Genomic DNA, 23,464 nt, shown 5'->3' on the forward strand with positions numbered 1-23,464 from the left:
CTCGATGTTCCTCGTCACGAAAACGCGAGGCGACGACGCCGATCCGTTTCCCGACGAGAATATCACCGGCACGGAGATTCCCGTCATTGGTTATCGCGGCATGAAGGAATACGAAATCAGCTTCGACGATTTCGAGATTCCCGGCGACGCGTTGCTCGGCGGCGCCGAAGGCAAGGGCTTCAAGCAGCTCATGGCGACTTTCGAATCGGCGCGCATCCAGACCGCCGCGCGCGGCCTCGGCCTTGCGCAGGCGGCGCTCGAACACGCCTTCCGCTACGCGCGCGAACGCAGGCAGTTCGGGCGCCCGATTTTCGATTTCCCGCGCGTCCATCAAAAGATCGCGCGCATGGTCGTCGAGACGCAGGCCGCGCGTCAGCTCACGTATTTCGCGGCGCGCATGAAGGAGTCCGGCAAACGTTGCGATCTCGAGGCCGGCATGGCGAAACTGCTCGCGACCAAGACGGCGTTCTACGTCGCCGACGGCGCCGTGCAGGTGCATGGCGGCAACGGCTACGCCGAGGAATACGCGGTGTCGCGCATCTTCGTCGATTCGCGCGTGTTGTCGATCTTCGAAGGCGCGAACGAGATTCAGGCGCACGTCATCGCGCGCCGCCTGCTGGAGGACTGATGGCCGATTACACGCAATACGCCTTCGGGCGGCGGCTTGACGATTTCCGGGAGGGCGAGATCTTTCGCCATCCGTGGGAGGTGACGATTGACGACGGCGTGCTCGCGTTTTGCGCCGCATCGTTTTTCGAGACGTCGCCCCTTTACACGAGCGATCCGTTCGCCAAGGCGCTCGGTTTCAAGGGGCGCGTCGTTTCGCCGCTCGTGCTGCTTAACTTCGGCCTGTCTTTTTCCGTGCTCGACGTTTCCGAGCAGGCGATCGCGCATCTGGCGTACATTGACGTGCATTTCCCGAATCCCGCGTATTGCGGCGATACGGTTTCGGCCGCGTCCGAGGTTCTCGGCACCAAGCTCGCGGGCTCGGGCGACAAGGGGACCGTTCACGTGCGCACCACCCTCTGGAATCAGGACCGCCTGCCCGTGTGCATGTTCGAGCGCATGGCGCTCGTGCCCGCGGGCGCGGTCGAAAATTCCCCGCGTCGCGCCTGGAGCGGCAGCCCGCCCGAAACCGATCGGCGCAATCCGGCCCAGATCGACAAGCTCAAACCCGCGGGCGAAAAGACCCGCGTCAACCTGACCGGTTATCTCGAGGATTTCGAAAAGGGGCGCGTGTTCGTCTCGTCGATCGGGCGTACGGTGGGCGCGTCGGAACACATGCAACTCACAACGCTGTTCCGCAATACGCATCCGCTGCATTTCGACGCGAATTATTGCGAGACAAACAGCTTCACAAAGGATCGTGTCGTTTACGGCGGCCTCGTCCTGGCGTTCACCAACGCGGTCATCGCGCGCGAGACGGGCGGTCAGGTCGTGTGGACCGACAGTTTCGACTCGGGCGCGCACCCGGCGCCGGTGCTGGCGGGCGACACCATCCGCGCGGCGGCCAAAGTGACGAGCGTGGACGAGATCAACGAACACCTCGGCCGCGTGCAGCTTCGCCTGGTCGGCGTCAAGAACGACGATCCGGCCGCGCTCATCGCGTCGGGCGCGGATCTTTTCGCGCCGGAGCGCGGCAAAAGCGAAGGCAAGATCAAGAACAAGGTCGTCGAGATCGACAAGACGCTCATCGTGCAGCGACGAGGAAAATAGGCGCCGTTATCGCGTTTCCCATCGAGGCGCGCGGATATTTTCATCGGATTCCCGCAAGGAGATTTGGCCATGTCGAAAATCACGAAACGCATTCTCGATAACTACGCCGGCGAAAACCCGGGTGTCCTCGCGAACCTCTACCGTTTCCTCGAAACGGGGCGCCTGGCCGGCAAGGGCAAACTTGTCATCTTGCCCGTCGATCAGGGTTTCGAGCACGGACCCGCGCGCAGTTTCGCGCCAAATCCCGACGGTTACGATCCGCACTACCACTTCAAGCTCGCGATCAAGGCCGGGTGCAACGCCTACGCCGCGCCTGTCGGGTTCATCGCCGCGGGGGCGGCGGAATTCGCGGGGCAGATTCCGCTGATTCTGAAGGTCAACAACAGCGATTCGATGTACAAGGACACGGACCCCTGCCCGGCGGTCACGGCGTCGGTCGATGACGCGCTGCGCCTTGGCGCCAATGCCATCGGATTCACGATTTACCCCGGCTCCTCCGAACGCAACACGATGTACGAGGAAATCCAGGAGCTGTCCGAGGAAGCGCGCGCGGCGGGTTTGCCGACGGTGATCTGGAGTTATCCGCGCGGATCGAGCCTCTCCAAGGACGGTGAGACGGGCATCGACATCTGCGCGTACGCCGCCCAGGTCGCCGCGCAGCTCGGCGCACACATCATCAAGGTCAAGCCGCCGACGGCGCACATCGAGCACGACGAGGCGCGCAAGGTCTACGAAAAGCAGCAGATCCCCATCGGTACGATGGCCGACCGCGTGCGTCACGTGGTGCAGTCGGCGTTCAACGGGCGGCGCATCGTCATCTTCTCCGGCGGCGCGGCCAAGGGCGAGGCTGACATCATCGATGAGGTGCGCCAGATCCACGCGGGCGGCGGTTTCGGCTCGATCATGGGGCGTAATTCCTTCCAGCGCCCGTGGGATGAGGCCGTCGCCCTATTGCGCAAGGTGCAGGACGTTTACGCCTCGTAGCGGTCCTCGCGGCCGGCTTTCGTAACGGCCCTACTTTTCGCGCGGCGATCTCGGGTTAATATCGGCGGTGACCATTCGCCGCCGATTCTTTCCTGGAGGTTGCGTGGCCCGACGGTTGCCGACACCGAGTGCTCCGATACCAAAACTTCACGCGCGCCGGTTCATGATCCGGTGCGCGTTTTTTGTTGCCATCGCGCTCGCATGCTTCGGTTCCCCTGTCGCGTCGGACGCGGCGGATTCGCCTTCCTCTCCCTTTCCCGATGCGACGACGGTCGCCGCGCGCGCGGAGCAGGTCAGCGCGGACGAGACGTTGCCGGACGCCGTGCGCACGCGTGCCGCGGAACTCTACACGCAAGCCGTCGACCAGATTCGCCTGGGCAAGGAGCGGCAGGAGACCGCCGGCCAGTTCCGCCGCGCCATGAAGGAAGCGCCCAGGGAATTGCGCGAATTGCGGGCGCGCCTGACGCACCCGCGCGGCCACGCGCCGGCCGCGTTCACCGACGATGCGCCGACCTGGGAGATCGAGCAGGCCCTTGTTCAGGCCGAGGTCGATCTGGCGCTTGCCCGCCGGCGGGCCGCGGACCTTGCCCAGGAATCGGCCGCGCGGGCGGGCCGCCGATCGCAGCTTTACGAGCTACTGACCGAAACTCGCATCCGGGCGGAGCAAGTTGAGCCCGTGCCCGCCGGCGAGCATGAGGCCGTCCGTCAGGCCCTCGCGCTTCTTGGCCAGGCGCGAGTCGCCGCGACGGCCGCCGAGCGCACGGCGTACGAAATGGAACTGCTCACGTTCGATGTGCGCGGCGATATCCTTACGACGCGGATGACGATCGCCGAGCGCGAGGCATCGGCCGCGAGCGAGCGCGTGGACCGCTTGCGTACGATTGTCAACGATCGGCGCCGGCGCGACGCGGCCCGCGCGGCGTCCGAGGCGATCGCCTCCACGCTCGAGGCGCAAGACGCCCATCCGACCATCCGTGAGTTGGCGGCGGAGAACGCGGAGTTGGCGCGACGCCGCGTCGCCCCGGACGGCCCGCTTGTTCGCAGCGAGCGGATCGCTCGCCGCGTGCAGGATACCACCGCGACGCTGGCCGAGGTCGAATCAAAGCTTCAGGGCGCGCGCGAAAAAGAGGACATAGCGGGACTGACGGCGTCCTACGGCCTGATGTTGCGCCGCCTGCGGGACGAGGCTCCGAACGTCACGGCGATATCGGCCCGCCTCGACGCGCGCGGGGACGAAATCGCCGAGGCGGGATACGCCTTGGCGCGTCTCGAGGATCAACGCACCGGCCTTCGTCAGGCGGATGCCTGGACAGCGACGTTGATGCGGCGCATCGGGGCATCCGGCGATCCCGGGGAACGCGAGAAGATCGAAACCATCCTCGCCGATCTGCTGCGCGATCGGCGGGAAAATCTCGACGCCCTCATCGCGGAATACGAGAAATACTACAACGCGCTCATCGACCTGGAGACGTACGAGCGCCGTCTCGTCGATGCGGTCGACGAGTTCGTGAAATTCATCGACGAGCGCGTGCTGTGGGTCCGCAGTTCCCACCGCGTCCACGCGCGCGACCTGAAAAACCTGCCGGAGGCCATCGGCTGGCTGTTTGGGCCGTCGGCGTGGACGGCCGTCGCGCTATCCGCGGGCCGTCGTCTCGCGGCCGTTTCCATCGAGACGATCGTCTACCTGCTGGTGCTTTTTATTGTGCTGCCGGCCGCGAAGATCGCGCGCGATCGGGCGATCGCGAACGGCGAGCGCGCGGCGGCCGAACCGCCGACGTCCATCTCGCCGACCGTGGCCATGGCGCTTTATACCGTCGCGCTCGCCCTTCCCGCGCCGTATCTGCTCTGGTTCCTTGGCCGGATCGCCAACGACGGCGCCGGAGGGATGTTTCCTTTCGCGGTGGCGGCAGGACTCAAAAAGGCCGCCGGCGTTCTGCTTTTACTGATCCTGACGCGCGAGACGTTTCGGGAAAACGGACTTGGCGAGGTGCATTTCTGGTGGAGCGGAAAGACCTGCCGCGCCGTTCGCCGCGCGATCGCGACGATGGCCGTTTTCGCCGTCCCTCTCGTTTTCATCATCTTTGCCACGCAAACGCAGGAAGTCGAAGCGCGGCGCGATTCGCTTGGCCGTTTCGCGTTTGTCGCCCTGCAACTCACGCTCGCGGCTTTCGCGTTTCAACTCACGCGACCGAAAACGGGGATCACCAACCGCCTGCTGCCCGACCCCCGCGACGCGCGCTCGCGCCGGCGTCATCGTCTGATATCGGCGCTGTTCATTCTGCCGCCGCTCGCGCTCGCGGCGGCCGGCCTGTTCGGGTACCAATTCACGGCGCTCGAATTGGGGCGCCGGCTTTTTGAAACGACCTGCATGCTGCTTGCGATCGTCGCCGCGCGCGCGTTTACGATTCGCTGGCTGTTTGTCGCCCGCACGCGGCATGCCGCCCTTCCGCGTGTCCTTGAAGAGACGGGATCCGAGCCGCCGGAAGACGCCGACGAGGGCGTGCCCGCCGATCCGGACGCGGCCATGCACGCTTTCAGCGCGCAGACGATCGCGGTTTTGCGCGTCGTGTGGATCGCCGTCGCCGTCGCGTCCGTCACCCTGATCTGGCGCGACATGCTGCCGGCTCTCGCCATCTTCGACCAGGTGGAATTGTGGACGACGACGGAAACCATCGAGAGTGTCGTTCAGATTGACGGCGGTGAAACCGAAACGCACGTCGCACCCACGCAGCGCGCGGTGACGCTGTTGGATCTCCTGACCGCGTTTCTGATCGTGGCGATCACGATCGTCGTGGGGCGCAATCTTCCAGGCATCCTGCAAGTCGCGGTCCTGGCGCGGATGCATGTCGACCGTGGCGCGCAATATGCCATCACGACGATTCTGAAATACGTCATCACGATCGTCGGCGTCGCCGTCATGTTCGGGGCGCTGGGGATCGGCTGGTCCAAGGTGCAGTGGCTTGCGGCCGCGGTGACGGTCGGCCTTGGTTTTGGCCTGCAGGAGATCTTCGCGAACTTCGTCTCCGGACTCATCATCCTTGTCGAGCGCCCCATCCGCGTCGGCGACATCGTGACGATCGGAGACATTTCCGGCAATGTGACGCGCATCCGCATCCGCGCGACCACGGTCCGCACGTGGGATCTTCACGAGCTGATCGTGCCGAACAAGGCGTTCATCACCGGACAACTCGTCAACTGGACCTTGACCGATACGACGATGCGCGTCGTCCTGCCGGTCAGCGTCGCGTACGGCAGCGACCCGGACCGCGTGGGCGAGATTCTCCTTGATATCGCGCGAAGGAACCCGCGTGTCATTCCGGATCCGCCGCCTTCGGTGATTTTCAAGGAGATGGGCGAAAGCTCGCTCAACTTCGAGTTCCGCGTGTTCGTCGGCTCGGTGCAGGTTTCCTACGATACGATGCACGAACTGAATACGGCGATCTACAAGGCGCTCGCCGAAAACGGCATCGAGATCCCGTTCCCGCAGCGTGACGTGCACATTCGGTCGATGCCGGAATTCGTGCGCGCCGAGCCGGCGACCGACGAAGCGGCGTCCACGACCGGTGACGCCGTGGACGGGAGCTGATCAGCCGCCGGCAAGATCCGCCAGCTTGCGCCGCAGAACCTTGCCTGACTCCGAGCGCGGAATCGCCGCGACGGCGACGTATTCCTTCGGGCACTTGTAGTGCGCGAGGTGCTCGTGGCAGTGGCGATGCAAGGCTTCCACGTTGAGCGCCCGTCCCGGCTCGAGTATGACCAGACCGGTGATGATGTCCTTGCCCGCGCCGCGCGATACGACGGTGACCGCGACATCATGCACATCCGGATGCGCGCGCACGACCTCCTCGACCTCCACGGGGGAAACGCGATACCCGAACGACGAGAGCTGGTCGTCCAGGCGGCCGCGATACCACCACACGCCGTCTTCGTCCTCGAGACCAAGGTCGCCCGTGACAAACCAGTCGCCGTCGAAAACAAGCGCCTCCTCGTCGGGGCGCCTCCAGTAGCCGAGCATGAGGCCGGGATCCGAACGGTGAACGACGATACGTCCCGTTTCGCCGCGCGGCGCGTCATCGAGCGAATCGCGCGCGGCCAGTCGAATGCGGCGTCCGGCTTGCGGGCGGCCGCAGGCGCCCGGTTTTACCGTATCGCCGGGCTTGAAGGAGATGTACGTCGAGATTTCCGTCATGCCGAGCGCCTCGTAAAGCTCGCAGCCGACGCGCCGTTTCCACTCGCCGTACACCTCGGGCAAAAGCGGCTCCGCGGCCGTCAGGCCATGACGCAGGGACGAAAGATCGAACTCTTCGACCATCGTATATTTGAGAATCTGCCGAAAAACGCTGGTCGCGCCGGCGAAGATCGTCACGCGCATGCGCTCGATGAGCGGCGCCCAGACCTGAGGCCGGCGCGGTCCGCCGTAAAGCACGGCTGTCGCGCCGACGCTCCAGGGGTCCATCAGCCCGACGCCGAGCGTGTAGGTCCAGTTGAGCACGCCCGCATGGCAGACGCGGTCATCGGGCGTCACGCCTTCCCACTCGCGGATGACGATGTCACGGCCGCGCGCGGAACGGTGCGCGTGCAGAACGCCCTTGGAGCGCGCGGTCGTGCCCGATGTGTAGATCAGATAGGCCGGATCTTCGTCGTCGATCGCCGGCGGCGGCAACTCCGGGCCCGCGTCGAGAAGATCGTCGAGGAGAACCGAAACAACGCCGGCCGGCGTTTTGAGCACCACGCGGCCCGAGGTGATGACCGTCGTTACCGGGCCGAGCGCTTCGGCCGAGTCCGCGACGCCGGCCGCCAGATGCGGTGCGACGACAAGCGCCTTCGCGCCGGAATCGCGTAGCTGAAACGCGACTTCCTCGGGCGTGAATTGCGGGCTGGAGGGGATCGGCACCAGGCCGGCGCGCAGCGCGCCGAAAAACGCCAGCGCATAGCCGACCGAATTGTCGAGGCGAATGAGAAGGCGATCGCCCTTGCGCAAATCGAGGCGCGCCAGCGAGGAGGCGAAACGGCCGACGATCCCCGCAAGCTCGCCGTAGGAATAAATTTCGTCCCCGCCGTTATCGCCCCGGAGAAAGATAAGGGCGGCCTTGTCGCGAAACGACGGATTCGCAGCGTGACGAAAGATGCAGTGATCGGCGATGTTCAAGGCGCCTCCCTGCGGCGGATCGGTCCGTCGCGTCCCCGCCTTTGGGCGGGGACGCCATCACGACGAGGTTAACCGCGTTCGTGCGCGGGGACGTAATCGCGCTCGCGTTCGCCGATGTAGATCTGGCGAGGCCGCCCGATGCGCGAATCGTCGTTGATCATCTCTTTCCACTGGGCGATCCAGCCGGGCAGGCGGCCCATCGCGAAAAGCACCGTAAACATGCTGCGCGGGAAGCCGAGCGCCTGGTAGATGATGCCGGAGTAGAAATCCACGTTCGGGTACAGCTTGCGTTCGATGAAGTAGCTGTCCGAAAGCGCGATCTCCTCGAGCTCCCGCGCCAGGTCGAGCAACGGGTCCGAGCGCTTCATTTTCGCGAGAACGACGTCCGCGTGCCTTTTGATGATGGTCGCGCGCGGGTCGTAGTTTTTGTAGACGCGGTGACCGAATCCCATGACGCGCGACTTGCCGTCCTTCGTGGCGTCGATGAATTTTTTCACGTTGCCGTCGAAATTGTCGCGGATGTTGTCGAGCATCTCGAGCACCTGCATGTTCGCGCCGCCGTGAAGCGGTCCCCACAACGCGCAGATGGCCGACGAGATCGCCGCGTACAGATTCGCCTGCCCGCTGCCGACAAGACGCACCGTCGACGTGCTGCAGTTCTGCTCGTGGTCCGCGTGCAGGACGAACATCACGTCCAGCGTGCGCGCGGAATCCTCGTCGAGCACGTACTTCTCGGTGGGAAACGCGAACATCATTTTCAGGAAGTTGCCGCAATAGCCGAGGTGGTTGTCGGGATAGACAAGCGGAAGACCCATCGACTTCTTGTACGAGAACGCCGCGATCGTCGGGAGCTTGGCGAAGATGCGGATGACGCTGATGTCCACGTCGCGTTCGTCAAAGATGTTGTTCGTCTCGTGGTAGAAGGTCGACAAACCGCACACCACCGACGAGAGGATCGCCATCGGATGCGCCGACGGCGGAAACGCGTCGAAAAAGCGGCCCATGTGCTCGTGCAGCAGCGTGTGCTTGGTCAGCTTCAGCTCGAATTCCTCAAGCTCCGACCGCGAGGGCAAGACGCCGTAAATCAGCAGGTATGCCACCTCCAGGAATGTGGACTGCTCCGCAAGCTGCTCGATCGGATAACCCCGGTAGCGCAGGATGCCTTTTTCGCCGTCGATGAAGGTGATCGCGCTCTTGCAGGCGCCGGTGTTCGCGTAACCCGGATCGATCGTGATGTGCCCGGTTTGCGAACGGAGCTTGGAGATGTCGACGGCTTTCTCGTTTTCCGTGCCGACAACAATGGGCAACTCGTATTCCTGCCGGCCAAGTATGAGTTTTGCGCGTTCCTCGGTCATGACACGTCTCCTTTTGGTCCCAAACGGACCTGGGGGCGGATTCAAAGTTCCGTTGGCCGGAAATCAAGCGACGGATCACGCCCGGGCTCGCCGGGTCCGTCGATGCGGGGCAGGCACCTTTTGTATCTTAGGGTTCCGGCAATCGCCCGGTCAAGATTTCGTCGCTCGCCGAAATTCCGATTCCTCGAATCGCCCGGCGCGTGAGCGGCATGGCAAATATCGCTTTTTTTCGGTGATTTTCGCGAAATGCGTAACCGACGCGGGGTTGGAAAAGGATTCCCATCAAATCGAGGGAGGTACGCGAATGAGCCGAATATTTCGAACAATTTTTCACGGATTTCTTCTGACGGTTTTTTTGGCGCTGGTTTTCGGCGGTTGCACCGAGAGTTGTTACAAGCAGGAGGACAACTATGCCGATGCCGGCGACGCGGTCGCCCCGTCGTCCACCGGCGGAAACTCGTCAACCGGATGCCAGGTCGGTGAGGTTCATTATCAAATCGACATTACGCATCCGACGCAGCCGTGCCTGATCTGCGGCTACCTGGAAGACGGCCGCACGAAGGCCTGGATTCCGCTTGTCGATGGAACCGAATGCGATGACGGGCGTTTTTGCACCGGAGCCGGCCTTTGCGATCGGGGACGATGCTTCTTCGAGGGCAATCCATGCCCCGCCAACGCGCCTTACTGTTATGAACAATACGGCGGAGTCTGCACCGAAGAACCATTTTCTGGCGACGATGACGACAGCGCCGGGGACGATGACGATTTCTTCCTTGACGATGACAACGATGACGACGCCGTGGACGACGACGCCGTCGACGACGATTGTTGGTCCTGCCTGTCGAGCGGAGAGTGCCGCGATACGTTCGGGCAGGGCTACGGATGCCTGAACGGCTGCTGCGTCTCCATCCCATCCGACGATGACGACGCTCAGGGAGACGACGACAACCAACCGGACGACGACACCGAATTTCCATGATTGGTCGGCCAGCGAATCGAGCCGGCCCCTCCATGCGGCGCGGGATTCCCAGGCATTGGAAGGGGGTTTCGTTCCGCCCCGTTTTTTTTGTATGATCCGCGCCTGGCAAGAACCGCTTTTTTCAAATTTAAGGTATGTCGTGACTCGCCCGTTCAAGATTTTCGTATTCGCGGCCTTGGTTGCGCTTGCGGTGTCGGTTTTCGTTGTTTCCTGTGCGGACATCGAGCTTGGTCCGGGAGGCGATTCTTCCGATCATGACAACGATGACGGCGTCGGCCCGGATTCCGACGACGACGCGGATGACGACGATGGCGATGCCGGCGGGGCTGGCCCGCTGTTTTATGAAGACGTATCGCCAATCTTCGCGAATCGCTGTCTGGCCTGCCACCAACCGGGCGGCGTCGCTCCCTTTTCGTTGGCCCGATACGAAGACGCCGTTCCTTACGCGGTTCTGATCCGCGATGTCGTGGGCGCCCGGGCGATGCCGCCTTGGCTTCTCGACGATTCCGGCGATTGCGGCGAATACGCGGATTCCGCCTGGCTGTCGGAGGCGGAGATCGCCACGATTGTCGGCTGGATCGACTCCGGTCTCGGGGAGGGCGACCCCGCGAAGGCGGCCTCGGTCCCCGAACCGCCGAAGGGACTCGAGGATCCCGACCTCATTTTCGATCCGGGTTTCGATTACGAGCCCGATCTGGAGAATGGCGACGAGTACCGCTGCTTCGTTTTCGACACGAATTACGACACGCCGAAATTCATCGAGGGTTTCGAGTTCCGTTCGACGAGTCCGAAACAGGTGCACCACATCGTTATGCACCTCGTCTATTCGCCGGACGCCGAACAGCGCGTCAGGAATCTCGATGCCGAGGATCCCAAACCGGGGTTCGAGTGCTACCTGAAGCTGCCGGAGGAAGGCACGGCCATCGCCGCGCTAACCGGGCCGGCCTCCGGCGTGAATTACTATCCGCCGGATACCGGTGTCCGCATCCCCGCGGGACGGCCTATCGTGATGCAGATCCACTATCACGAAAACGGACCTGTCGAGCCCGACCGATCAACGGCCCGTTTGGCGCTCGCCGATGAAGTCGGCCTTGAGGGCAGCGTCAACACCGCCGGCATCGCCGGGGTGATTCAGGATTTTCATCTGCCGGCGGGCGAGCCGTCCGTGGAGCATTCCCACGAGCGGACGCTTGAAACCGATTACGACGTCGTGCTCTGGGGGCTTCTGCCTCATATGCACGAGCTTGGCGTGTCGTACCAGCTTGAACAGATACGAGGCGGCGACAAGGCGTGCGTGGCGCGGACGCATCACTGGGATTTCAACTGGCAGCACTTCGGCTGGTTCGAGCGTCCTGTCGTCCTGACCAAGGGCGACATCCTGCGCACGACCTGCACATACGATACGACCTCCAGGGATGAGGATGTGTATTGGGGCATGAGCACCGAGGACGAAATGTGCATCAGCTACATGTTTGTTACCTTCGCCGACAGCGACGCCTTCCCTTCCAAATGATGCCGGCTCTCCGTCGCGCCGCCGGCGCCCTGTGCGCCCCGGGGATACTTGTGGCGATCGTGGGCCTTTTCGCGATGGCCCCCGCGATCGCGCGGGCCGATCTGCGTGGATGGCATGCGAACGGCCAGACCTGGCTCGTTTGGGAGGTCGAATTTCCCCTCCCGTTCACCTACGACATCTACGTCTCGAACGCGCCGATCACGAACGTCACCGGCGAAACGCCGATCGGCCGCATCTATCCCGAGGACTGGCAGGCAACAAGGCTCAAACTCGTCAACCCGCAAGCGACCTGGAAATATCCCGACGGGCTTGGCGGCCGATACGTCCTGAAAGCGAACGAAGCGGGTTTCGTTTACACGCCGCACGACGCCGACGCCGAATATTTCGCCGTCGTGCCGCACGGGCAGACGGCCGTACCGGCGAACCGGCGGATCGGTCCCATCGCACAAACCCTCGACCCGATCGTCTGCCACGCGCAGGCGCTGGCGACGGCGCCGGACGGGCACGAATTCGCGGTCTTTGCGATCTGGCTTGACGGCGACAACGACTGGACGGCGGGACGCGCCGATTTTCCGGTCATGGCCAACAGCGGCAGCAACGGAATCGCGCAGGTCTTCGGCATTCACGAGCCCAAATCCGGTTGGCCTTCGATCGGCGACGAAGTGCCGATGGTGCTTGCCCTGCACGGCGGCGGGCAGATCAGCAATTTCGTCAACTTCGGCGACGGCTTTCAGGAGTTCCTGAAACTCGACATGCGCCTTGACGACGGCCTGCTCGTGGCGCTGGATGACGCAGTTTACGTCCTCAAGGACGACGGCAACGGCAACCCGGTCGTCAAGCACGAGACGACGCGGTGGTTCGGCTACTGGTCGGACTACAACCGGTTCGAGATTCCAGCGGCGACACCGCCGGACGACGGCATCGTCGTCAACTACACGATGCGCCGCGTGAGTTACATCCTCGACTGGCTCCTCCAAACGCAGCCGGTCGATCCCGCGCGCGTCGCCATCATGGGAATGAGCGGCGGCGGATCGGGTGCGTATTTTCAGGCTCGCGCGGAACCGGAGCGATACGCGGCGGTCGTCGATCTCGTGGGGTCGTTTTACGGTTCGCCGATCGACTTCGCCAACTTCTTCCAGGGCGATGTCGATCAGGATCTGCGGACAAATCTTCCCGGCGGCCTGCGCCTTTCGGAGTGGTACTGGCCGACGACGCGCCTTTCCGAAACCGGGTTGCCGTTCACGCGCATCGTCTCCGGAATCAACGACGAGTTCGAGGAATGGGACGCGCGCATCCCGGGCTACCAGGCCATCAACGACGCGCATCTCGGGTTCCATTTGTACTGGGACGCCCGCGATCACCTCCTCAACTGGGCGGGACAATTCTGGACAGCCAATCCGCTATTCAATCCGCAATCCCTGACGCGATATCGATCCGACCAGTCGTTTCCCGCGTTTTCGAACGACGATCTCGACATCGTGAAGGAAGGCCGCCAACCCGATCTGGAAACGATCGCGGCGGACGTGTGGGGGACTTGGGGCGGGTTTGTGGATTGGGACGCCGATTCGATCGTCGACGAGGCCGAACTCTGGGGCACCGACATCTACTTGATCAGCGACATGCCGGATTTTCCGAATCAGGTCGCGCCGGTCAACGTCATCACCGCGGATCTCACGCCGCGGCGCCTTCAGGAGTTCGATCCGATTCCAGGAGAGACGCTCGCGTATACGCACGTCTCCATCCCCGACGGAAAGTCGATCGCGTCCGGCGACATCGTCGTCGCGAGCGACGGCAGCGCCACCATCCCCGGCATCACGATCTGGAAGGAGCAAACGCGCGTGGAGTTGTTCCGCCCCGTGGCGACGGATGACGACGCGGACGACGACGCGGACGACGACGACGCGAGTCCGGACGACGACGATTCGAGCGACGACGATTCGGACGGCGGCGAATCGGACGACGACGCGATGCCGGACGACGACGATGCGGGAGACGATGACGGCGATGACGACGGTGGCGGGTGCGGTTGTTGATCAAGTTCCCGCGATCCGCAAGGATGGCGCCCGCATGACCAGCGTTTCGCTCAATCTCAACATTCGCGAGCTGACGCGATCGGCCACCGTTGAACTGAACGAACATTCCAATGAATTGCTCGCGCGCGGTCGCCGGATCTTCAAGCTCGGTCTTGGCCAATCGCCCTTCCCCGTTCCGGAGCACGTCGTCCAGGCGCTGCGCGACAACGCGCATCAAAAAGACTATCTGCCCGTCAAGGGGCTGGCGCGGCTGCGCGCCGCGGTGGCGGGATTTCATCAGCGCCACGAGGGCGTTCCGGCGACGGCTGACGACGTGCTCGTCGGGCCGGGCTCGAAGGAGCTGATGTTCCTTCTGCAACTCGCGTACTACGGCGATATCGTCATTCCGACGCCGTGCTGGGTTTCATACGCGCCCCAGGCGCAGATCGTCGGGCGGCACGTGCGTTACATCGAAACGTCGTTCGAGGACAAATGGCGCCTGCGCCCGGAGTCGCTCGAAAAGCTCTGCAAGCGCGATCCGGGCCGCCCGCGAATCGTCATCCTCAATTACCCCGGCAACCCGGAAGGCGCCACGTATTCCGACAACACGCTTCGCGGCCTCGCCGAGGTCGCGCACGAATACGGCGTCATCGTGCTCTCCGACGAGATCTACGGGATGCTGAACTTCCAGGGGCGGCACATCTCGATCGCGCGACACTATCCGGAAGGGACGATCGTCAGCTCGGGGCTTTCCAAATGGTGCGGCGCGGGCGGATGGCGTCTTGGCACCTTCACGTTTCCGCCCGCGTTGCATCCGCTTCGCGAGGCGATGTCGGTGTTGGCCAGCGAAACGTTCACCTCCACGAGCGCGCCGATCCAGTACGCCGCGGTCGCCGCGTTCGAGGAAAATCCGGCGATGGAGGAGTATCTGCGCCACGCGCGCCGCGTCCTGGCCTCGCTCGGATACGCCTGCGCCCGGCGGCTGCGCGCGTGCGGTGCGCGCGTCATCGAGCCGGAAGGCGCGTTTTATCTCTTCCCTGATTTCGGCATTGCGCGCGAGGCGCTCGCCCGCCGCGCGATCACGACGTCCGCGGAGCTTTCGCAACGCGCGCTCGACGAAACCGGCGTCGCCTTCTTGCCAGGCTCCGCGTTTGGGCGGCCCGAGCACGAGCTGACCGCACGGCTTGCCTATGTGGATTTCGACGGCGGCGCGGCGCTCGCCGCGAGCCGCGAGATTCCGCTTGACCAACCGTTGCCCGAAGATTTTCTTTTGTCGTATTGTCCGCGCGTCATCGCCGGCGTATCGCGACTTGCGGACTGGATTCGCTCCATGGCGTAGCCGGCTTCGCGATGGTCCCGACAATCCACGCGCCCAACGGAGATGTGGTGTCTCAAACCGACGAAACCCTTGTCTATCGCGCGCGGCGCCGTGTGACCGCCATCGTCGTCTTCGCGCTGGTCGCGCTTTTTTCGATTGCCTTGTCGCCGGCGCTTTTCGCCATCGCGTTCGTGGTCGATCTTTTCCGGCAACGCCGATTCGCGACGTCGCGCTTTGTCGCGCTGCTGCTCGTTTATCTCGCCTACGAGTCGCTCATCCTTCTCGCCTCGTTCGTCGTGTGGGTCGAGCACCTTTTTCACCGCGATTGGCACCGCTTTCTCGTTCGCGGCTGGAATATGCAGCGCTACTGGGCGGCCGTGTTGCTCGGTAGCGCGCGTTGGCTCTACGGGTTTCAGGTGCACCTCGAGGCCGACGACGACGTCTGGCGCGGGCCGATGATCGTATTGTTCCGCCACACGAGCGTCGCCGACATGCTTTTGCCGCTTTGGTTTTTCGGTTACCTCAAAGAGATCCGCCTGCGTTGGGTGATCAAGCGCGAACTCCTGTGGGAACCTACGATCAACATCGTCGGTCAGCGCATTCCAAATTATTTCGTGCGACGCGGATCAACCGACGCCATCCGAGAAGTCGAAGCGATCGCGAATCTGCTCGACGGCGTGCGCGACGACGAGGGCGTCATCATCTATCCCGAGGGTACGCGCTACACACCCGCCAAATTCGCGCGCGCGATGGAAAAGCTGAAGGCGACCGCTCCGGAATTCGTGCACGAGGCGGCAAGCCGGCTGCGTTTCGTGATGCCGCCGCGATTCGCGGGCGTGCTCGCGCTGTTCAAGCGCAACCGGAACATCGGCGCGGATATCGTCATCGGCATGCACCACGGATTCGAGAAGATTCGCGGCGGCAAAGACGTGCTGAACGGCAGCATGATCGGCGCGACCATCCGCGTGCACTTCCGGCGATTCGCGTTCGCGGACGTGCCTCCCGACGAGGAAGGCCAGATGCGCTGGCTGATGGCGCGTTGGATCGAAATGGACGAATGGGTCGGCGAAAAGGAGGCGCCGCTCGCGGCGCCGGCGTAAACGGCACGTTGCCGTCCGAGGAAAAACGCGGCCGCTCTTTGCGACGGCCGAATTTCGATTTTGCAAACGGGCGCTACGCCGTTGCGCGCTCGCCGGCGCGGTAAGCGTTCCAGGCCGCCCACCCCGCGGCTTCGTCGCCGACCGGCGTGTTGAGAAACGCGAGGATGGCGTCGACGTCCGACGGGCGAAAACGCATCGATTCTTCGCCCGCAAGGCGCATGCCGTCGAGAACGCTTTTGGTGATCGAGCGCGGATCGGTCTCGGGCGCGTTGATCCACACGCCGTACTTGTTCCAGAGCGTCAACGCTTCGGCGCGCATCGCATCGTCGGTCAGGCGACCGTCCTTCCATCCATTGAGAAGGTCGCGCAGCATCTGTCGGTTGAAACATTCGGCCATGTTTTTCCTGCCTCCGTTATTCTGGAACCGCGAGCTTTTCGGCGTGCGGCCTCGCGCCCCCATCGTTTTCCCGCGCATCCGATCGGGAAACGCTCTCGCGGTTCCGAAAGTTTTCGGTCGCCGATCGTAACAGCGCCGGTCGCCGCGCGAAAGTTTCGACCGTGCGTTCAACGATACGGGCCGCGAGACTTGCGTGTTTTCGTTCGTCACCCTACATTCGCCGCGCTCCGCTTTTCAAGATTGCCATGCGACGCACGCCCCTTTTCCTCATCGCCGCGCTCTTTCTTTCCGCCGCTTCCGCCGGTGCGTCCTCGTTGCGAGAGACGCCGGTCGTTCGTGCGGTGCGAAGCGCGGGGCCCGCGGTCGTCAACATCTCCGCCTCGCCGCGCGAGGACCGCGTCTTTCCGTTTTTCGGCGACCCGCTCTACGAAAAATTCTTCCGCGACTATTTCAACATGTACCCGCAACCGAGGCGCGAATCGGCACTCGGCAGCGGTCTGCTCATCGACGAGCGCGGGTACGTGCTGACCAACGAACACGTCGTTTTCGGCGCGGGCGGCCTGAAGGTGACGCTTTCGGACGGCACCGTGTTCCCGGCGCGCGTCATCGGCACGGAACCCGCGCGCGACCTGGCGGTGCTGAAGGTCGATGCCGAGCGACCGTTGCCCGCCGCGCGGCTCGGCGCAAGCGCTGAGATCATGATCGGGGAGACCGTGATCGCCATCGGAAGCCCCTACGGCCTGTCGAACTCCGTCACGACCGGCGTCATCTCGTCCGTTGGGCGCACGGTGCGTACGGAGGGCGACCGCGTTTATCTCGATTTCATTCAGACCGATGCGTCGATCAACCCCGGCAATTCCGGCGGCCCGCTTCTGAACCTCGACGGCGAGGTGATCGGCATCAACACGGCGGTGCACGGACGCGCGCAGGGGATCGGATTCGCCATCCCGATCGATTCCGCCAAGCGCGTGCTCGCCGATCTCATCGAACACGGCAAGGTCAACTACGGCTGGTTCGGCTTGCGCGTGCGCGATTTGCCGGCGGAAACGCGGACCGGCGGCGTTCTCGTGACGCACGTCTTCGCGAAAACTCCCGCCGCGGCGGGCGGGCTTTTGGCGGGCGATGTCGTCACGGAAATCGATGGCCACCCGGTCGCGGATTCCGGCGCGTATCGCGGCATCGTATCCGGATACACCGTCGGCGAGACGGCCGACTTCAAAATCGTTCGCCGAACGGACGAGATGACCCTGAACATCCGGCCGGAGCGCTTCCCTGTCGCGATGGTCGATCCGTACGCGATGGCACTTCTTGGTTTCCGCCTCGTGCCGGCGACGCCGCGTCAGGCCAGGGCCTTTGGGCTTGCGCCCGGCAAGACGATGATCGTCAGGGACATCCGCGCGGACAGCGCGGCGGCGCAGGTCGGCGTACGGCCGGGCGATGCCGTGCTCGAAATCGAAAACCGCGCGGTCACCGACGCGGCAAGCTACCAGGCCGCGGTCGCCTCGTTGCGCCTGAAGTCGTCCGCCGTCGTGCTCGTGCAGCGAGGCGGCACGGCGGCGTACCTCTCGCTTCCCCTGCCCTGATGTCGGTCGCCGCCAAACTGCGCAACAAACTCCTTGCGGGCCTTGCGGTCGGGGCGCTGGTGTATATCGGCGTCGTCATCTATTCCGGCTGGTCCGACGTGCGCGCCGCGCTCGCGCAATTCCCGTGGGCGTATCTGCCGCTCATCCTCGGCCTTTCGCTGCTGAATTACCTGTTCCGCTTCGGCAAGTGGAGCTACTACCTGCGCGTCATGAATATCAATGTCCGCACGGGCGACAGCTTCGTCGTGTTCATGTCCGGCCTGGTCATGGTCATCAGCCCCGGCAAGATCGGCGAGCTGGTGAAAAGCGTCTTTTTGCGCCAGGCGTCCCGCGTTCCGATGGCGCGAACCATGCCGATCGTGTTCGCCGAGCGGCTCACGGACTTCATCGCGCTCGTCATCATTTCGTTCGCCGGTTTCGGCGTGCTGGCGACCGGCGACTACGTCATTTTGCTTGTCGTCGCCGCCATGCTTGTCGGCACGGTTCTCGTTATCGGACACCGGCCGACGTCGATGTTTTTCATTGGGCTCGTGGAGCGCCTGCCGGTCGCCCGGCGCGTCGGCCACAAGCTGCACACGATGTACGACAGCATGAGCACGCTCGTGCGTCTGACGCCCCTTGTCGTCGCAACGCTGTGGTCGATCCTCGCGTGGCTTTGCGAGTGCGTGGGCTTGTGGATCGTCGCGCACCTGCTCGGAAGTTCGATTGACGTGCTCGCCGCGTCGTTCATCTACGCGTTCGGCACGATTGTCGGCGCCGTCGCGCCGGGGGGTCTTGGCGTCACCGACGGCACGCTCATCGCGATGTTGCAATCGAACGCCGTCACGGGTGGCGCCGCGTTGTCGAAGGCGGGCGCGTCGGCGGCGACGATGATCATCCGCATGGCGACTCTGTGGTTCGCGGTGTTGGTCGGCGCGGGCGTGCTGCTCGCGTTTCAGTCGCGTTTCGCGGGCGCGGAACGCGTGCTGGATGACGCCGAGGCCGCGGCCGAACGAGAGAACGCGGCGGGGTTGCCCGACAAATAGCGCCTACAGATATTCGTCCATCCCGAGCCGGCGCATCTCCTCCACCGCGCGCTTCACCTCCTGGGCGCGCTCTTTCGAACAGACGAGCGTCACGTCCGGCGTGTGAACGACGACAAGATTGCTGACGCCAAGAAGCGCGATCGCGCCGTCTTGCGACAGCGCGAGATTTCCCGTGCCGTCGATGGACACGACCGTGCCGCGCCCCCGGTTGCCGTTCGCGTCGGGACGAAGCAGGTCGAACAGTTCGGCGTAACTGCCGACATCGCTCCAGCCGATATCGGCGCCGATCGCGACGATGTTATCCGCGCGCTCCATGACGGCGTGGTCGATGGAGAGGCTCGGCAGCGTGGGATACACCTCGCCGATCACCTCGATCACGCGGCGCGCGTCCTGGCCCGGATCGATGTAGGACAGCCCTTCCGAAAGCGCGGGCTCATACTTTTCGATGGCCGCGAGAATCGCCCTGGCGGTAAACACGAACATGCCCGAATTCCAGGCATGCCGCCCGCTCGCGAGAAATTTTTCCGCTGTCTCGGCGTCCGGCTTTTCGAGAAAACGCGCGACGCGGCGCGCGTTTACGCCGCCCGCGGTCACCGCGACCGCGTCGTCCAGCTCGAGATATCCGTAACCCGTTTCCGCGCGCGTTGGCGTGATACCGAAAGTGACGAGAACGTTGTTTTCCGACGCGATCCCGGCCGCAGCCAACAAAAGCCGGCGAAACTCGTCTTCCGCGCGAATCAGGTGATCCGACGGCAGCACGGCGAGTACCGCGTCGGCGTCGCGGTGCGCGATCACCCGCGCGGCAAGGCCGACGCACGCCGCGGTGTTACGCTGCACGGGTTCGGCGATGATGTTCGCAAGCGGCACCAGCGGAATGCGGTGGCTCGTGTTTTCGCGAATGCTTTCCCCGGTGACCACAAAAAGGCGCGGCGGCGCAACGATGGGCATCACCCGTTCGACCGTGCGTTCGAGCAACGTCTTCTCCCCCTCCAGGGTCAGGAGCTGCTTGGGACGCCCGGCGCGCGAAAGCGGCCAAAATCGTGTGCCGCTGCCGCCGGCCATGACGACCGCGTACAAATTCATGCGTCGCCCTCCTCTTCGCCTCGCGCGTCCGCCGCGCTCTCGTCCGGCGGCGCGCTTGCGGCGGCCCGCGTCAGCGCATCGATCGCCATCACGAGATCATCGAGCCCGGTCCGATCGACCGCGCTGACCGCGAGCACCGTTTCGCCCCGTTTCTTCAACGCCCGCCGAAGCAATGTCAGCCGCGCGTTGGCGCCCGGCACATCAACCTTGTTGGCGACGACCAGGTGCGGCTTTTCGGGAAGCGCGGCGTGATAGGTTTCAAGCTCGCGCAGAATCGTTTCGAAGTCGAGCATCGGATCGCGGCCGTTTTCCGGGTCGAGATCGAGCACGTGGACGATCGCGCGCGTGCGTTCGATGTGCCGCAAAAATTTCAAACCCAGGCCCGCGCCCGCGTGCGCACCTTCGATCAGGCCGGGCAGATCGGCGATGACAAGCCGCCGGCCGCGGTCCAGATCGAGCACGCCGAGGTTCGGCGAAAGCGTGGTGAAGGGATACGACGCGATCTTGGGGCGCGCGGCCGTGAGCGCCGCGATGAGCGTGCTCTTTCCGACCGACGGCAGCCCGACAAGGCCGACGTCGGCGATGAGCTTGAGTTCGAGCGCGATCCATTTTTCCTCACCGGGGCCGCCCTCGGTGATCATGCGCGGCGCGCGGTTGGCGGACGTGGCGAAGGTCGCGTTACCGCGGCCGCCCCGGCCGCCGTGCGCGGCGACGTATTCGGCGCCGAACGTATCCAGGTCGGCGAGAATCCCGGTTTTGTCCGCGTCGTAAACGACCGTGCCGGGCGGCACGTGGACGACGAGGTTGCCGCCGTTTCGACCGTGCCGGCCGGACGATCCGCCGTTCGCGCCTCGCCGCGCGCGGTGATGACGCTTGTAACGCAGGTCGATGAGATTCAAATCCTGGCTGTCGGCGCGGATGATGACGTCGCCGCCGCGCCCGCCGTTCCCTCCGTCCGGACCGCCGCGGGGCACGTATTTTTCGCGCCGAAACGACAGGCAGCCGTCGCCGCCGTCGCCCGACCGGACGAAGATTCTGGCCTCATCGATAAAGTCCATCGCCGATCACTCCCCCAAGGGAGCGCACTTGTAGTCCACGCGTTTATCCGCGCCGACAAGGGAAACGAGGTCGTCGGAGACGGATCCCGGGAGCCCGGCCGCGCCGCTTCCGGCGATGTATCCGAGCGAATTCAACTTCTCCACCATCTCCGCGCTCATCTCGATCTGGTCGCCGATTTCAAAACGCGTGACGACATGCTTGTTCGCGAGCACCTCGCGGCAACGGACGGCATAACCTTTTTGCGGCAACGCGCGCGCCCCGCCGATGTCGGCGGGCACGGCGAACGGAACCGCCTCCGGATGCGCGCCGTGGGCGCCTAGTGTCACAAGCCGCGGATCACGCGCATCGCCGACCAGCAGATCCATCGCCATGGCGGCGTCGGGCGGTTCGAGAATGACATGCAGGCCGTTCGCGCCGTCGTTCGCGAACGCGAGAAACGAGATCGTGCGATCGTCTTTTTGCATGCCGAATTCGCGGCTGACGAGCTGGCGATTCGCGTCGACATCGTAGATGACATCGTCCTTGAAAACGGCAACGAGAGCGCCGTTTGTGCGCAGCGTGCCGAGGTATTTCGTTGGCTCGTCCGCTCCGGCGAACGTCAGCGAGAGAAGACGCCGCGTTTCGTAGAGCCCCGTGCCGAGAATTTCGTTGCGCATCATGGCGGCGCGTTCACGCTCGCTTTCCGATATGTTGGTTTTTTCGCCCGCGTCCGCGGCGAGGTCGTACAACTCGCGACCGAAAAGACGGCCCGACAGGCGAAACGGCGGCGATTCGATCGCCTTCCACCCGTCTTTCACGAGCGCCACGCGATCCGGGCCCTGGCGCGTCGTTTCCGCGAGAAACATGCGGTTGGCGAGCGCTTCGTCCGCTTGATCGCCGCGCGCCAGCGACGCGACGCTTCGCCCCGCGATGCCTTCGACCGGCGGCAAGCCGGCCAGGTCGAGGATCGTCGGCATCAGATCGACAAGCCCCACCGGCGCGCCGACGGCCGTCCCGGACGCGACACCGGGCCCGGCCATCAGAAGCGGCACGCGGAGTTGCTCGTCGTAGAGCGTGAAACCGTGCTCCATGAGCCGGTGTTCCATGAACTCCTCGCCGTGATCGCTCGTGACGACGATGAGCGGATTTTCGACGCCGAGCTTGTCGATCATCTCGAAGAGCCGCCCGAGTTGCTTGTCGGTGAACTCGATCTCGCCCTCGTAGAGGTGGATAAGCCCGCGGCGCACCTGCTCGGCCTTCGGCTCTCCCTCGTGATGCACGACGTACAAAACATCCGCCGTGTCGCCGCGAACGAAATCCAGGTCGGCGGGAAGATGGCGCACGCGCAATGTCGGCGGCGGTGTGTAAGGCGTGTGTGGATCGAAAAGATGCAGGAAAAGAAAAAAGGGATCGCCGCTGTTTTTCTTCAACCACTTGATCGCCAGGTCGACCATCAGATCGGCGGGAGCCTCCTCGCGATGCTCGAAGTCGTCGAATCCGCGATCGAACCCGTACGGCTCGCCGACGTAGTAATGCGTCACGAACGCGCCCGTCTTGTAGCCCGCGGCGTGAAAGCGTTCGGTCAGCATCGTCGCGTCGGCGCGAATCTTCACCTTGTCGTCGATCGCGCGGTGATCGGTCGGATAAAGGCCTGTGAACATCGACGCGTGACTCGGCAGGGTCCACGGCGCGGCCGCGCGGCACGTTTCGAAGCGAGCGCCGCGAGCCGCCAGGGCATCGAGATTCGGAGAAACTTTCGGCTCGTGCCCGTAGCTCCCGAGAAAATCCGCGCGCAGCGTGTCGATGGAGACAAACACGACACTCGGTCCCTGCGGCTTTTTTCCGCATCCGGCCGCGATGACAAGAAGCGTCAGTACGAGCGCGGCCGGGAATCGATGGCGACCCTTCATGTCAGTTTCCCGCTCCCTGAAGATATCGATGGACAAGCTCGCTCGTCGATTCGTCGCCCGTCGTCACGCGCGCTCGAATCCGCCGGGCGACGTTGGCCGACGGGCGCAACGGATCGACGATGCCGTCGATATCGTCGCTTGCCCGGCTCGCCCACACAAGCCGGGAGGCGATGGCGTATCCGCCCCGAGGATCGGGGACCGCGCCGTCATACCCCTCGGCGATCATGAACGGCATCTCGGCCGGAGGCGCGCCCATCTCACCAAGGCGCACGCGGCCGGCGTCGGCCTTGCCGTCGCTGATG

The 23,464-nt window shown here is 64.1% G+C and carries 18 protein-coding genes; 11 read left to right on the top strand and 7 right to left on the bottom strand.

The features are described 5' to 3' along the window. The 4 genes from K8I61_04075 to K8I61_04090 all read left to right on the top strand — a co-directional run. A partial coding sequence (locus K8I61_04075; GenBank protein ID MBZ0271188.1) for an acyl-CoA dehydrogenase occupies window positions 1-628 on the top strand: 628 nt, incomplete at its 5' end. Further along, entirely contained in the window at window positions 628-1,716 is a 1,089-nt protein-coding gene (locus tag K8I61_04080; protein ID MBZ0271189.1) for a MaoC family dehydratase, read from the top strand. The genes K8I61_04075 and K8I61_04080, both read left to right, overlap by 1 nt. 69 nt (window positions 1,717-1,785) lie before the next feature. Next, entirely contained in the window at window positions 1,786-2,700 is a 915-nt protein-coding gene (locus K8I61_04085; protein ID MBZ0271190.1) for a class I fructose-bisphosphate aldolase, read from the top strand. Between the two features lie 163 nt (window positions 2,701-2,863). Further along, entirely contained in the window at window positions 2,864-6,286 is a 3,423-nt protein-coding gene (locus K8I61_04090) for a mechanosensitive ion channel (GenBank protein ID MBZ0271191.1), read from the top strand. Here the strand turns inward: K8I61_04090 and K8I61_04095 are convergent, their stop codons facing one another. Continuing rightward, window positions 6,287-7,849 carry an acyl--CoA ligase gene (locus tag K8I61_04095; protein MBZ0271192.1) on the bottom strand — a complete coding sequence of 521 codons (1,563 nt, stop codon included), beginning with the start codon at window positions 7,847-7,849 and terminating at the stop codon, window positions 6,287-6,289. It lies immediately after the preceding gene. A gap of 68 nt (window positions 7,850-7,917) precedes the next feature. Then, window positions 7,918-9,204 carry a citrate synthase gene (locus tag K8I61_04100; protein ID MBZ0271193.1) on the bottom strand — a complete coding sequence of 429 codons (1,287 nt, stop codon included), beginning with the start codon at window positions 9,202-9,204 and terminating at the stop codon, window positions 7,918-7,920. A gap of 304 nt (window positions 9,205-9,508) precedes the next feature. Between K8I61_04100 and K8I61_04105 the strand changes: the two genes are divergently transcribed. The 5 genes from K8I61_04105 (at window position 9,509) to K8I61_04125 (ending at window position 16,126) form a co-directional block, all read left to right on the top strand. Then, window positions 9,509-10,183, top strand: a complete 675-nt coding sequence (locus K8I61_04105; protein ID MBZ0271194.1) for a hypothetical protein — start codon at window positions 9,509-9,511, stop codon at window positions 10,181-10,183. A gap of 139 nt (window positions 10,184-10,322) precedes the next feature. After that, window positions 10,323-11,696, top strand: a complete 1,374-nt coding sequence (locus tag K8I61_04110; GenBank protein MBZ0271195.1) for a hypothetical protein — start codon at window positions 10,323-10,325, stop codon at window positions 11,694-11,696. A gap of 50 nt (window positions 11,697-11,746) precedes the next feature. After that, window positions 11,747-13,729, top strand: coding sequence for a hypothetical protein (locus tag K8I61_04115; protein ID MBZ0271196.1), 1,983 nt, complete (start codon window positions 11,747-11,749; stop codon window positions 13,727-13,729). A gap of 34 nt (window positions 13,730-13,763) precedes the next feature. Then, a complete protein-coding gene (locus K8I61_04120) occupies window positions 13,764-15,047 on the top strand; it encodes an aminotransferase class I/II-fold pyridoxal phosphate-dependent enzyme (protein ID MBZ0271197.1) in 1,284 nt (427 codons plus the stop codon). Window positions 15,048-15,094: 47 nt separating this feature from the next. Then, window positions 15,095-16,126 (top strand): 1-acyl-sn-glycerol-3-phosphate acyltransferase, encoded by a 1,032-nt coding sequence (locus tag K8I61_04125; protein ID MBZ0271198.1) that lies wholly within the window; start codon window positions 15,095-15,097, stop codon window positions 16,124-16,126. A gap of 73 nt (window positions 16,127-16,199) precedes the next feature. On the opposite strand, the gene K8I61_04130 is transcribed toward K8I61_04125, so the two are convergent. After that, on the bottom strand, window positions 16,200-16,523 hold the full coding sequence (locus K8I61_04130; protein ID MBZ0271199.1) for a hypothetical protein: 324 nt from the start codon (window positions 16,521-16,523) through the stop codon (window positions 16,200-16,202). 245 nt (window positions 16,524-16,768) lie between these two features. Between K8I61_04130 and K8I61_04135 the strand changes: the two genes are divergently transcribed. Both K8I61_04135 and K8I61_04140 read left to right on the top strand, forming a co-directional pair. Then, window positions 16,769-18,106 carry a trypsin-like peptidase domain-containing protein gene (locus tag K8I61_04135; GenBank protein MBZ0271200.1) on the top strand — a complete coding sequence of 446 codons (1,338 nt, stop codon included), beginning with the start codon at window positions 16,769-16,771 and terminating at the stop codon, window positions 18,104-18,106. Next, window positions 18,106-19,131: a flippase-like domain-containing protein gene (locus K8I61_04140; GenBank protein ID MBZ0271201.1), complete on the top strand. Its 1,026-nt coding sequence runs from the start codon at window positions 18,106-18,108 to the stop codon at window positions 19,129-19,131. The genes K8I61_04135 and K8I61_04140 overlap by 1 nt, the downstream gene beginning before the upstream one ends. 3 nt (window positions 19,132-19,134) lie before the next feature. Here K8I61_04140 and K8I61_04145 read toward each other — a convergent pair whose 3' ends face one another. The 4 genes from K8I61_04145 to K8I61_04160 all read right to left on the bottom strand — a co-directional run. After that, window positions 19,135-20,214: an NTP transferase domain-containing protein gene (locus K8I61_04145; protein ID MBZ0271202.1), complete on the bottom strand. Its 1,080-nt coding sequence runs from the start codon at window positions 20,212-20,214 to the stop codon at window positions 19,135-19,137. Beyond that, window positions 20,211-21,272 carry a GTPase ObgE gene (gene obgE / locus K8I61_04150; GenBank protein MBZ0271203.1) on the bottom strand — a complete coding sequence of 354 codons (1,062 nt, stop codon included), beginning with the start codon at window positions 21,270-21,272 and terminating at the stop codon, window positions 20,211-20,213. The genes K8I61_04145 and obgE overlap by 4 nt, the downstream gene beginning before the upstream one ends. Window positions 21,273-21,278: 6 nt before the next feature. Continuing rightward, window positions 21,279-23,162 carry a sulfatase gene (locus K8I61_04155; protein MBZ0271204.1) on the bottom strand — a complete coding sequence of 628 codons (1,884 nt, stop codon included), beginning with the start codon at window positions 23,160-23,162 and terminating at the stop codon, window positions 21,279-21,281. A gap of 1 nt (window position 23,163) precedes the next feature. Next, on the bottom strand, window positions 23,164-23,464 hold a 301-nt coding region (locus K8I61_04160), incomplete at its 5' end, for a hypothetical protein (GenBank protein ID MBZ0271205.1).

This window comes from bacterium, from assembly GCA_019912885.1.
Lineage (GTDB): Bacteria > Lernaellota > Lernaellaia > JACKCT01 > JACKCT01 > JAIOHV01.